This is a genomic window from Bifidobacterium myosotis (genome assembly GCF_002259745.1).
GTDB lineage: Bacteria > Actinomycetota > Actinomycetes > Actinomycetales > Bifidobacteriaceae > Bifidobacterium > Bifidobacterium myosotis.
In genome coordinates this window covers 157,423-169,357 of sequence record NZ_MWWW01000005.1, presented here as the reverse complement: position 1 = coordinate 169,357, position 11,935 = coordinate 157,423, and the positions used below count along the sequence as shown (strand labels likewise).

The 11,935-nt window shown below is 61.2% G+C and carries 9 protein-coding genes; 7 read left to right on the top strand and 2 right to left on the bottom strand.

Features of this window, described 5'->3' with window-relative positions:
- Position 1: 1 nt before the first annotated feature.
- On the top strand, positions 2 to 676 hold the full coding sequence (locus BMYO_RS03480) for an ATP-binding cassette domain-containing protein (protein ID WP_201780449.1): 675 nt from the start codon (positions 2 to 4) through the stop codon (positions 674 to 676).
- Between the two features lie 93 nt (positions 677 to 769).
- Here BMYO_RS03480 and BMYO_RS03475 read toward each other — a convergent pair whose 3' ends face one another.
- Positions 770 to 2,095, bottom strand: a complete 1,326-nt coding sequence (locus tag BMYO_RS03475) for an ABC transporter substrate-binding protein (protein ID WP_055427644.1) — start codon at positions 2,093 to 2,095, stop codon at positions 770 to 772.
- A 233-nt stretch (positions 2,096 to 2,328) separates the two neighbouring features.
- On the opposite strand from BMYO_RS03475, the gene BMYO_RS03470 reads away from it, so the two are divergent.
- The 6 genes from BMYO_RS03470 (at position 2,329) to BMYO_RS03445 (ending at position 10,186) form a co-directional block, all read left to right on the top strand.
- On the top strand, positions 2,329 to 3,444 hold the full coding sequence (locus BMYO_RS03470) for an ROK family protein (RefSeq protein ID WP_094667171.1): 1,116 nt from the start codon (positions 2,329 to 2,331) through the stop codon (positions 3,442 to 3,444).
- 131 nt (positions 3,445 to 3,575) lie between these two features.
- Positions 3,576 to 4,505, top strand: a complete 930-nt coding sequence (locus BMYO_RS03465; protein WP_094667170.1) for an ROK family protein — start codon at positions 3,576 to 3,578, stop codon at positions 4,503 to 4,505.
- A 395-nt stretch (positions 4,506 to 4,900) separates the two neighbouring features.
- On the top strand, positions 4,901 to 6,211 hold the full coding sequence (locus tag BMYO_RS03460) for a sugar ABC transporter substrate-binding protein (protein ID WP_206603768.1): 1,311 nt from the start codon (positions 4,901 to 4,903) through the stop codon (positions 6,209 to 6,211).
- A gap of 10 nt (positions 6,212 to 6,221) precedes the next feature.
- Positions 6,222 to 7,157 (top strand): carbohydrate ABC transporter permease, encoded by a 936-nt coding sequence (locus BMYO_RS03455; protein ID WP_169713154.1) that lies wholly within the window; start codon positions 6,222 to 6,224, stop codon positions 7,155 to 7,157.
- Positions 7,158 to 7,165: 8 nt separating this feature from the next.
- Entirely contained in the window at positions 7,166 to 8,032 is an 867-nt protein-coding gene (locus BMYO_RS03450) for a carbohydrate ABC transporter permease (RefSeq protein ID WP_094667200.1), read from the top strand.
- A 132-nt stretch (positions 8,033 to 8,164) separates the two neighbouring features.
- Positions 8,165 to 10,186 carry a beta-N-acetylhexosaminidase gene (locus BMYO_RS03445; protein WP_094667169.1) on the top strand — a complete coding sequence of 674 codons (2,022 nt, stop codon included), beginning with the start codon at positions 8,165 to 8,167 and terminating at the stop codon, positions 10,184 to 10,186.
- A 123-nt stretch (positions 10,187 to 10,309) separates the two neighbouring features.
- Here the strand turns inward: BMYO_RS03445 and BMYO_RS03440 are convergent, their stop codons facing one another.
- On the bottom strand, positions 10,310 to 11,587 hold the full coding sequence (locus tag BMYO_RS03440) for a tyrosine-type recombinase/integrase (RefSeq protein ID WP_094667168.1): 1,278 nt from the start codon (positions 11,585 to 11,587) through the stop codon (positions 10,310 to 10,312).
- Positions 11,588 to 11,935 lie beyond the last annotated feature (348 nt).

Genomic DNA, 11,935 nt, shown 5'->3' with positions numbered 1-11,935 from the left:
GATGACCACCGCATTATCCGGCCACATGCCCGATCGCACGCCGGTGAGCACACGGCTTGACGTCCGGGGCCTGTCCAAATCCTTCGGCGATCACCTGCTGTGGAAGGACCTCGGATTCTCGGCCCATTCGGGACAGATGATCGCTCTCACCGGACCATCCGGATCCGGCAAGAGCACACTGCTGAACTGCATCGGCCTCTTGGAGAAGCCGGACGGCGGCGCGATAGAAGTGAACGGGAGAGACATCACCCGATACCACGCGCACGGCGCGCGAATGTTCCGCAAACACACCCTGGGCTATCTGTTCCAGGACTACGCGCTCATCGACAACGCCACCATCGAGGAAAACCTGAACGTCGCCCTGCCACACCTCCCGTCACGGGTAAGGAAGACCACCATCTCCCACGCCCTGCAACGGGTCGGTCTGGCCGACCGCCAAAGGGAGCTGGTCTACCAGCTCTCCGGCGGTGAACAACAACGCGTCGCACTGGCGCGCCTCATCGTCAAACAACCTGAAGTCATTCTCGCCGACGAACCTACCGGTGCTCTCGACCACGACAACGCCGACATGGTCATCCACACCCTGCGCGACATGGCCGGCAACGGCGGCATCGTCATCATCGCCACCCACTCCGACCACGTAGTCGAATCATGCGACTGGAGCATCCAACTTTAGTATTCCTCCCGTTATAATAACGGGAGGAATACTAAACGAACAAGATAAGTCATAGCCAGCGCTATAGCTATCTCCTGAAATCAGGGAATCAAATCAATGGATGATGAAACCTTGATCTTCGGCGTAGAGTTTCAGCGCCTTTTGCCACTTGTCAGCGGCAGCCTTGAAAGTCTCCTTGCCGGAGAAGAATGATCCCATATTGTCGTTGTAGATGGAGCGGGCATAGGGTTCGAAGGGCAGGAACTCCCATTTGCCGGTGACGTCCTTGGCGGCCTGGGAGAAGACCTCGTTGTATTTCTGGCCGCCGAAGAACTCGTTGTCGCTGCCGTCGGCGTTTCTGAGCGTGGTCTTGGCGAGGAAGTCCTTCTGGTTGAGGGTCTTGGTGGTGGCGGGGAAGCTGCCGTTGGATACGCGGGCGTCGATGCCTTCGTCGTTGGTGGTGACGTATTCGACGAACTTTTTGGCGGCGTCGAGTTTGCCGTCGGGGATCTTCTTGGTGATGGCCAGTCCGCTGCCGCCGTATTCGCCGTTGATGGGCGTGCCGTCGATGGTGGGCAGGAGGGCTACGCGGAATTTGCCGGTGGCTTGGGGCACGCCCTGCAGGAGGTTGTTGGCCATCCATGCGCCGCTGATGAGGCTGGCGATGGAGCTGTCGCCCAGTGACTTCATCCAGTCGTCGGTCCAGGTCTTCGTGTGGACGTCGATCAGGTCCTCGTCACGCATCTTCTGCCAGAGGTCCATGAACCGCTGGGCGCCCTTGTCCTTGGTGATATTGATGGTCAGTTTTTCGTCGTTGAGTTTGTAGGCGTGGCCGCCCATGGCCCACATCATCGCGTTGAACAGGCCCGCGTCGCCGGAGTCGGAGGTGATGTAGGAGCCGGTGGCGCGGATCTTCTTCGCGTCCTCGTAGAACTCGTCCCAGGTGGTCGGCGGTTCGCTGATGCCGGCCTTGTCGAACACGTCCTTGTCGTAGAAGTAGGCCATCGGGCCCGAGTCGGCGGGCATCGCGTACAGGCCGCCGTTGATGTTCACGGAGCTCCAGGTGCCGGGGGTGAACGTGTCCTTGAGCTTGACGGTGTCGTAGATCTTGCTCAGGTCCATGAGCGTGCCGGAGTGCACGAACTGCGGGATGGCGAGGTATTCGATCAGGGTGACGTCGGGCAGGCCGTTGCCGGCCTGGGCCGCGTTGTTGAGCGCGGTGTAGGTCTCCTCGGTGCTGCCGACGTTGCTCACCTTCACCGTGATGTCGGGGTTGGCCTTCATGAAGTTTTTGGCGGCGCGATCGATGCTGGCGTCCCATGACCATACCGTCAGTTCGGTCTTGCCCGAGCTTGTGGTCGTGTTGCCGCATCCCGCGAGCGGGATGAGCAGGGCTCCGATGGCGGCCGTGGCTATGGCTGCGCGTGTGGTGTTGTTCATGTTGGTCTTCTTTCCGTGCTTGACCGTCTTTGGCCGTATGTCGCAACTATTTTGTTTGGATGTCGAACATGATTATGTACAGAGATGGGAAACTTGTCAAAGTGCCGGGGTTTTCATATTGTCAGTCCCCTGATGGGTGTTATTCTGAAAGCCGTTCGAGGATGACGCCGGGATGTCCGTCCCGATAATGTGATTCCGCATTTCCGCAATCGTCTCACCCGAGGAGGGCTCCCATGTACGCTAAATCCAATCCCAGCGACGCAAGGGCCAACAACCGTAGACTGTTGTTCCGGCTGCTGTTCCCCGACCGGCAACTGTCGCGCGCCGACCTATGCAAGGAGACGGGGCTCTCGCGCGCCACCGCCACGGATGTGACCGGCGAGATGATCGACGACGGCCTGCTACGTGAACTGGGGTCGGGGAAACGGGATGGCCGCGGCAAGCCGGGCACCTTGCTGGCCATCGATACGGACGTGCTTCGTCTGGTGTGCATCGATCTGTCGCGCCCGTATGTGATGACCGGCGCCGTGATGGATCTGCGGGCCAGAATCGTGGAGCGTCGCGAACGTGTGCTTGATGATGGCGATCGGGTCGATCTCGACGACGTGCTTTCGCTTGTCGGTCAGATGATCCGGCTTGCCGGTTCGGGGCTTGTCGGCATCGGCGTCGCAGTCCCCGGCGTGGTCTCCGGTGCGGGGAGGGTGATATCCAGTTCCAATCTCGGCTGGGACGACGTGGAGCTTCGCGACATGCTCGAAGGCGAGTTCTCGTTGCCGGTCCGAGTGGACAACGACGCGAACGCCGCACTGCTCGCCGACCGCTTCCTCGAGCACGGCAATCCCAACTGCCTGCTCGTGCAGATCACCCGGGACATCGGTGCGTCGGTGCTGCTGAACGACGAGTTCGTGGATGGCGACGACCATGCGGCCGGTGAGATCGGCCATGTTGTGATCGACCCGAATGGTCCGGCATGCACCTGCGGCAAGCGCGGCTGCCTGGAGACCTACGTCTCCGCCATCGCGTTGCGCGACCGCATTCGCCAGGACCCGAATCGGCGCGCGGACATCCTGGCCGAAGCTGGTGCGAGGCTCGGCGGAGCTCTGGCCATGCCGGCGAGCCTGTTGAATCTTCATGACATCGCCGTCTACGGACCTCCCGACATCGTCGGCGAGACGCTGCTCAATGCATGCGACGAGACCGTCAACTCCTTGTCGCGGAACGACTACCAGAGCAGTATGCGGGTGCGTCGGTGTGAGCTCGGTGACGACGCCACTCTGCGGGGGCAGGCGGTCTCCGTGCTGCGCGAGATCGTGGGCAGGCGCGGGCTGTCCGCGGCGGCCTCGTCCTGACGCCACGTGCGTCCCGCCGCCAAGCGCGCGTGGCGTGGTGTATCATCGCTTCCCGAATCCAATATGTAAGGATTCCGAACATAATGGCGGGCGGACGAAACAGGAGTCCGCCCTCGGGAACGGAGATCGTCATGACGATGAATGCCAGTGGTACGCCGGAAACAGAGAACCTGCGCGTCGGCGTGGATGTCGGCGGAACGAAGATCGAGGCGGTGCTGACCGATGCGGCCGGCACGGTTCTCGCATCCGCGCGCAAGGCAGCCCGGAAAGGCGGTGACGAGGTCGTGGAGGATGCGGTAGCCATCGTGCGGCAGGTGGCCGGAATGCGGTTCGATGAGGTGAGATCGGTGGGCATCGGCATCCCCGGGCTGGTGCACCGCGACACCGGGCGCGTGGAGAACGTGGTCAATCTCGGAATTGAGAACCTGGAGCTGGGAGGTCGCGCATCCGGCATGCTCGGCCTTCCCGTGTGGGTGGACAACGATGTGAACGCCGCGGCGCTGGGAGCCTATGGAACGCTACCCGACCGGCTCAAGCACGGCAGGATGGCGTTCGTCAACCTAGGGACGGGGCTGGCGGCCGGCTTCGTTCGCGCCGGTCTCGTCGAACGCGGCGACACCGGCGCCCTCGGGGAGATCGGCCACCTGCCGGTGGACCCCAACCGCATGGCGTGCAAATGCGGTCAGCGCGGATGCCTGGAGACCGCATGCTCGGGAGGGGGCCTGCGGCGCATGTGGCCCGTCGCGGATCCTCCGCTGCCCGACATCCTCGCGAGGGCCGACGGCGGCGATGGCGAAGCGGAACGGGTTCTTGGCATCGCGCTGCATGCCCTCGCCGACGTCGTGCAGATCGTCGCCCAGGCCGCGGATCCTTCGGTCATCGTCATCGGAGGCGGTGTTTCCCGCGCCGGGTCCCCGTTGCTTGATGCGCTGCGCGGGGAACTGCGCAACAGGGAGGCCTCCAGCGGATTCATCGCGGGTCTGCGGCTGACGGAACGCCTGCGGCTCGCCGATGCGTCGATTCCGATCGGCGCGCTCGGAGCGTCCCTCATCGCCTGCTGACCAGACCCCGGTGCCGACGGACCATCGGCGCGCCGAAACCAGATTCCCCAATCTCCAACAGACGGGGTGCACCACATCCATTATTTTGTTCGACTGACTTGCAAAAAGGTTAAGGCGTCATATCCTTGGCTCTCAAGGAGGTTGAAACCAACTACAGGAATTACGCAAGGCTTGCTAACAAAATATCCGGTCTTGCTGCGGCGCGATGCCCAGAAGTGGTGTGGCGTCATGTTCCTCGGTATCGCTACGGACGTCGGCAACGGCGTCCGTAGCGGCATCGCCCGCGCACGGCAGCGCGGGCGGATACGGACCCGGGACCGTCGTGCGCAGCGGCACGTCGCGCCATTCCTCCGAACGACGGCGTCGGGCAGGCATTCCAGGAAAAGGAAACCATCATGAGAACGAAGAGGATTTCAGCGGCCATCGCCTTGGCGGCCGCGTCGGCGCTCACCCTGTCGGGATGCTCGATGGGAGCCCCGTCCGGCGGCTCACAGCAGGATGCATCCGCAGGCGGCAAGCTGACGGTGTGGATCATGCAGGGCGACCAGAGCGAGGACACCATCAAGGCGATCAACGAGCGGTTCACCAAGGAGACGGGCGTCAAGGTCGATGTGCAGACCCAGGTGTGGGCCGACATCAACACGAAGGTGACGACCGCGCTGTCCACGGACACGCCGCCGGACGTGATCGATCTGGGCAACACGCAGGTCGCAGGGTTCGCCGTGAGCGGCGGCCTTCTGGATCTGACGGACAAGGCCGACGACATGAGGCAGGGGCACACCTGGCTGTCCGGCCTTGAGGAGCCCGCCACCATCGACGGCAGACTGTACGGCATCCCCGCGCTGGGAGCCGCCGGCGCCGTGATCTACAACAAGAAGATGTGGTCCGCGGCCGGAATCGACAATCCTCCGAGCACGTACGAGGAGCTTGAGACCGATCTCCAGAAGCTCCGGGACGCGAACACCGACAAGGACTTCTCCCCGTTCTATATGCCGGGGCGTGACTGGAAGTCGGCGGCACGGTGGATCTGGGATGCCGGCGGCGACTTCGCCGAACAGCAGTCGGACGGAACCTGGAAGAGCACCCTGTCGAGCGACAAGTCACTCAAGGGCATCGACCAATGGCTGGAATTCCAGCACAAGTGGTCCTCCGAGGCATCCCGCTCGCTGGACACCGGCAACCCCGACTTCAGCCAGCTGCTGGCCGAAGGCAAGACCAGTGCGATCCTGAACAACAGCGCCGGCATCCGCACCATCCAGCAGTACAACCCCGACCTCACGACCGACGATCTGGGATCGTTCCCCATGCCCGGCGCCAGCGGCAAGCTCCAGCCGGCGATGATGGCCGGTTCGGTGTGGGGCGTTGCGCAGAAGAGCAAGCGTCAGGAGCTGGCGCTCAAGTGGATCAAGATCGCCGCGAGCCCCGAGATCCAGAAGGACTACGTGTTCGCCAAGGACGGATGGATGCCCAACTACGTCGAAGGCCTCGACGAGGTCATGAAGTCCGCGGACTTCCCGTCCTACCTGACCGGCTTCTTCGAATCGGCGAAGGACACCAAAGCCACACCGGCGTCCCCGCAATGGCTGACCATCGAGAACGACAGCTCCCTGAACTGCTTCGGCGACATCGCCACCGGAGCGACCACGGCCAAGGCCGCCGCCAAGTCGTTCGACGAGCATGCGGACTCCCTGTACGCGAAGAAGTAGGGGAAGCGTGATGAGCAATGCGCAATCGACGGCTGCCGCCGTCCCCGTAGTGAAACGGCGTCGCAATCTGACGCCCCTGTGGCTGCTGACTCCCGCCGGCGTGATCATCGTCGCGCTGGTCGTGGTGCCGTTGGTCTTCCTGGTCTTCACGTCGTTCACGGACTTCAACCAGAAGACCCTGTTCACAGGCTCGTTCAACATCGTCGGGTTCGACCAGTACGAGAACGTGCTGGCCGACCCGGAGTTCTACAAGTCGCTGGCCCGCACGTTCGGGTTCGCGGCCGCCCTCGTGGCCGGCAGCGTGCTGATCGGCATGGGCGTGGCCCAGCTGATGACCAAACTGGGGCCGGTGATGCGCTGGCTGGTCACATTCGTGCTGATCTTCGCATGGGCCATGCCGAACGTCGCCTCGTCGGTGGTGTGGAAGTGGCTGTTCCAGCCGGGGTACGGCGTGATCAACTGGCTGCTGACCCAGACCCGCCTGTTCGGCGACGTGACGAACCTGTCGTGGACCGACAACACGTGGCTCGCGTTCCTGGAGATCTGGCTGCTGGTCGTCTGGCAGGCCGTCCCGTACATCGCGATCAACCTGTACGCGGCGACCACGCAGGTGGACAAGTCCTGCCTTGAGGCGGCCCAATTGGACGGCTGCTCGAAGCTGCGCTGCTACTGGCAGATCACCGTGCCGCTGATCAAACCGAGCCTGATGGTCATCACGATGCTGTCGGTGATCTGGGACTTCAACGTGTTCAACCAGATCTGGCTCGTCTCCCAGGGAGGACCCCGCGAGACGACCGCGACGATCGGCATCTTCACCTACAAGAAAGCGTTCGTGTCCTTCGACATCGGCACCGGCGCCGCCGCGAGCGTGCTGGTCACGCTCATCCTGCTCGCCCTGACGAGCGTGTACATCCGATACCTGCTCAAATCCGGGGAGGACCTGTGACCATGAATATGGCAACCGCAAACCACGGCATCGCGCCGCGCGCCAAGCGCAGCGCATCGGCCGAGCTGCGCCGCATCGGCACGATCGTATTGGCCGTCGCGTTCTGCATCGTGTGGATCTTCCCGGTCTACTGGATGTTCGTCACGTCGATCAAGCCGCGCAACCAGATCATGACCGCAACGCCCGTGTTCTGGCCCACGAAACTGTCGATCGACAACTTCATGGTGGCCGTCACCCAGACCTCGTTTCTGACGAACCTGAAGAACAGCGTGATCGTGACCGCCGTGTCGATCGTCCTGTCGATCGTCCTCGCGTTCTTCGCGTGCGCGGCCCTGACCCTCTACCGGTTCCGCGGCCGCAAGGCGATCATGGTGTTCGTGCTGGCCATCCAGATGACCTCGGGCGGCATCATCCCGCAGTTCATCATCTTCAACCAGTTCGGCCTGCTCAACAAGTACAGCGGCCTGATCCTCGCGTACATCGCCATGGTCCTGCCGTTCGCGATCTGGAACATGCGCGGCTTCTTCCTGAACATCCCGAAGGACATCTTCGAGTCCGCGGCCGTCGAGGGAGCCAACGACTGGCAGATCCTGTGGAAGATCACCTTCCCCCTGGCCGCGCCCGGCATCGTGTCCACGTCCGTGTTCGCGTTCATCAACGCCTGGAACGACTACATGACCGCCTACACGTTCATGAAGGACCAGTCCAAGTACACGCTGCCCGTATGGCTCTCCTCGTTCTCCACGCCCACCATGGGCACCGACTTCGGCGGACAGATGGCCGCATCCGTCATCTTCTCCCTGCCCGTCGTGATCTTCTTCATGATCATTCAACGCAACATCATGAAGGGCGTCACCACTGGAGCCGTCAAATAACACAAACGGAGCGATGAACAATGCGTGCGGCGCCGGGACCATTTCCGCGAGTGGTTCCGGCGCCGCGCGTCATCTCGGAACCCAAAACGCAATATACCGCAATCAAAGGTGAACCACTGAGAAAGGACTTCCATGAGCGATCAAGCAACCCTGAAGGGATGGACCATCATTCCCACGCCGCAGACCGTACAACACAAGGCGGGCGTCTCACTGCTGCCGATGTGCGGCCGAGTCAACGAGCCACGTGCGTTCGGAGACGAACGGCAGGTACTCGCAACACAACTTGCCGACGACATCCGTGCGGTTACGGGATTGGAATGGGACATCGCCACGGGTGACCGTTGGCCTGGATTCATCACATTGACGACACTGGACGATCTCCATGCGCGTCCGTCCGGCGCGTACACGCTCGACATCACCAAGGACGGCGTGGCCGTCAGGGGTGCGGACTTCGAGGGCGTGCGCAACGGCGTGCAGACCCTGCGCCAGCTCATCCGCCAATGCGGCGCCGCCCTGCCCTGCCTGCACATCGAGGACCAGCCCGCCTTCGAAACGCGCGGCTACTACCTCGACGTCACCCGCGGGCGCGTCCCCACCCTCGACTGGCTCAAGACCTGGGCCGACAAACTCTGCCTCTACAAGTACAACCAGCTCCAGCTCTACGTCGAACACACCTTCGCCTTCGACGGGATGAGCGAGACCTGGCGCGGCTCCAGCCCGCTCACCCCGCGCGACATCCTCGAATTCGACGACTACTGCACCGAGCGAGGCATCGAGCTCGTGCCGTCCGTCTCCACGTTCGGCCACCTCTACATGGCCCTGCGCACGCAAAGCCTGCGCGACCTCGGCGAATTCCCCGAGAGCGCCGACGAGCCGTTCGGGTTCATCGACCGCATGCGCCACCACACGTTGAACATCAGCGACGACCGCGCCTTCACCCTGTCCACGAAGCTCATCGACGACTACCTGCAATTGTTCCGCTCCGACAAATTCAACATCTGCGCCGACGAGACCTTCGACCTCGGCAAAGGCCGCTCCAAACCCCTCGCCGAGAAGGTCGGCGTCGCCGCCATGTACGCCGACTACGTCACCCGCCTGTGCCGCCACCTCGAAACCCAGGGCAAAAAGCCGATGATGTGGGGCGACATCACCCTCGAACACCCCGAAATCCTGAAAAGACTCCCCGAAACCGTCACCCTGCTCAACTGGCAGTACGACCCGCAAGTCACCGACGAGAAGATCCGCACCGTCGCCCGATCCGGCGCCACGCAGATCGTATGCCCCGCCGTATGGTGCTGGAACGCGCTCCTGCCGCGCATCGACGACGCCTGGAACAACATCACCCGCATGGCCCGCTACGGCACGCAATACGGCGCGCAGGGCATGCTCGTCACCGACTGGGGCGACCTCGGCCACGTCAACGACCCGCGCATGGCCATCCCCGGAATGATCATCGGCGCGCAGGAGGCATGGAACCCCGGACGCATCCCCGACGAGGCCGACATGCTCCGCCGCATCTCCCGACTCGAATACCGCGACGCCAGCGGCGAACTGCTTGATATCCTCACCCATGCCAGTCATGCGGCCAGCTTCGAATGGAACCATCTGATCACATGGCTGGAACTTGATGACGGACGGGGCGGCGTCAACACCGGGGTCCTGCAAACCATCCCAGGACTGCTGCCGGAAGACGAACGACCGGACGACGTGGTCCGCGCCCTTCAGGACGGAAGCCGGGCACCGTCACTTGCGGAATCCCGACGGATGCTGTTCCGCTATCTGAAACATCACGTCACGCTCGGCGAAACCGCAGATCACCTTCTACAGACCAGTGCCCGTCGAATCTCCGCAATCGCCGCGACCTCAGGACCTTGGACCAACGGGGATGCCGCTGCATTTCGCGTAGCCATCGAGGGGCAGCGACTTCTGAACCGAGTTGGCCTCCGACTCGCGTCCGAGACCGGGGTCATTGGCACTGTGCAATCGGGTGAGGCGATTCAGCATGACGACGCGGTGAACCTTGCCGAAGCATTGGAGATCTGGATGGAGGCGTATGCGGCGCAATGGCGTACTCTCAGCCGAGACTCCGAACTCCGTCGGCTGCAAGATACGGTGTGGGAGTTAACGGACTATCTGCGCTTCCAATCCGTCTGATGCTGCGATTGTGAGACTTCGACCAGTCAGATACCGAAATGCCGTGAGGGACCAGATTCAGATCCCTCACGGCATTTCCTATACGAAGGTGAGTCACGTATCGCGATGGTGCATCACTTTGGTCTAGAATTCACGCCGCTGGATACCGCTCATAAATGATTCGGCAAGCTCGTCAACCACTTGACTCTGATGTGAGGCGACGGTGAGCTGGTAGTACCGGATGGCAACCTTCTCACTGACGTGTCCCAATTGATTCATGACTTCCCGCAACGTTCCACCCTGAATCATGAGTAATGTTGCATGGCTGGCTCGTAATGCTTGGAATGTCAGATCAGGGCGTCCTGCTTTCAACCGGGCTTTGGCGAACTGGCCGTCCAGCGTTGTCTGGGACATGATTCTTGCACGTTTGGGCACGAACACCGGCGAATCCGGTCGGGTCAGATCGCAGTAATCAGAAAGGTGCTGTCGAATAAGAGAAATCAGCGTATCCGGGATGTGTACGTTCCTGATGCTGGATTCCGTTTTCGTCTTACCGAATTGGAGATCCCCTCTGTCAGCGTCACCGCGATTCACGGAATGCCGGACGTGAAGTATCTGCCTGTTCAGATCGATGTCTTGCACCTGCAGCCCACATAGTTCGCCACATCGCAGACCACCCACTAAAGTCGAGAGGAATACGGACAGTCTGGTGTAATCGGGCATGGCATTCGCCAGCAGGATCAATTCGGAAGGAGTCACCGGCGGCACGTTGATGCGGGCGGGCTGTGGCGCTGGCGGAATATGGAATATGAAGGGATTGAAGGACAGCAATGGCTCCGAACCATCCAATCCGCCACGGGTGGCTGACTCAAGTACCGCCTTCAGCCGCATGCATGAGCGTCGGAATGCCCACCGGCCTTCCGGGTGAGGCGCATCATACCAAGCCTTGATGATGGACGGAGTGATCTCGTTAAGCGGCAGGTCTCCAAGACTTGGCAGAAAATGGCCAATGTCCAGATAAAGATTGCGACGCGTGCCACCGGCGATGCCATTGCCGTCGGGCAGCCGGTATTCCTCGGCCCATCGCATCACATAGTCGCGGAACAACATATTGCGTTGTGTCTGGCTCTTTTCCACGACGGCTTTTCGTCGGCTTCGTTCTGTTGGATGAACCCATTCGGCGATGCCGTTACGATGGAGGCTGACAAGGTACTTTTCGGCTTCCAGCCATCTACGGGCTTCGAGCTCCTGATCCGGCTTGAACTGGCGTTGGACGCGTTTGCCGGGTTCTAATGGATTCGGATATCGAACCTGCCATGCGATTAGCATGCCGGTTCTGTCATAACGGGCCAGCACGGTTCCCCACTTGCTTCGCGGCGGCTTCTGCGGATGGTTTCCATGGGAATGCCTGATTTTCGGCATATTGATCTCCCTCGATCGCGAAAAGGCGCACCCTGCGTGCGCCTTGTGGGGAGATTGAAACCAAGGAACAGTGTAAGTGAATATGCTGAAAGAGCCGTTGTTTGTTTTTGTCATCTTGAGATGACAAAAACAAACATAATCAGTATTAGGTTGGCTATAGAAGCAGCTAGTTGTAGCTTTCCCCTTCTCCGATTGACGTATTGCGAGTCATCTCTAGATGTCAATAACTCCTTCTCTGATTGTTTCTATCTCGCTGGGGTAGAAGACTGGATCTTGCAAGACGAAGCCATAAGACTTCGGCATCTAGCAGAAAGGAAAGTAATTATCATCTAGTTTTTTTACGCATGT

Coding starts and splice junctions, on each gene's coding strand:
- BMYO_RS03480 (WP_201780449.1), top strand. CDS start 2: ATGACCACCGCATTATCCGGCCACATGCCCGATCGCACGCCGGTGAGC.
- BMYO_RS03475 (WP_055427644.1), bottom strand. CDS start 2,095: ATGAACAACACCACACGCGCAGCCATAGCCACGGCCGCCATCGGAGCC.
- BMYO_RS03470 (WP_094667171.1), top strand. CDS start 2,329: ATGTACGCTAAATCCAATCCCAGCGACGCAAGGGCCAACAACCGTAGA.
- BMYO_RS03465 (WP_094667170.1), top strand. CDS start 3,576: ATGACGATGAATGCCAGTGGTACGCCGGAAACAGAGAACCTGCGCGTC.
- BMYO_RS03460 (WP_206603768.1), top strand. CDS start 4,901: ATGAGAACGAAGAGGATTTCAGCGGCCATCGCCTTGGCGGCCGCGTCG.
- BMYO_RS03455 (WP_169713154.1), top strand. CDS start 6,222: ATGAGCAATGCGCAATCGACGGCTGCCGCCGTCCCCGTAGTGAAACGG.
- BMYO_RS03450 (WP_094667200.1), top strand. CDS start 7,166: ATGGCAACCGCAAACCACGGCATCGCGCCGCGCGCCAAGCGCAGCGCA.
- BMYO_RS03445 (WP_094667169.1), top strand. CDS start 8,165: ATGAGCGATCAAGCAACCCTGAAGGGATGGACCATCATTCCCACGCCG.
- BMYO_RS03440 (WP_094667168.1), bottom strand. CDS start 11,587: ATGCCGAAAATCAGGCATTCCCATGGAAACCATCCGCAGAAGCCGCCG.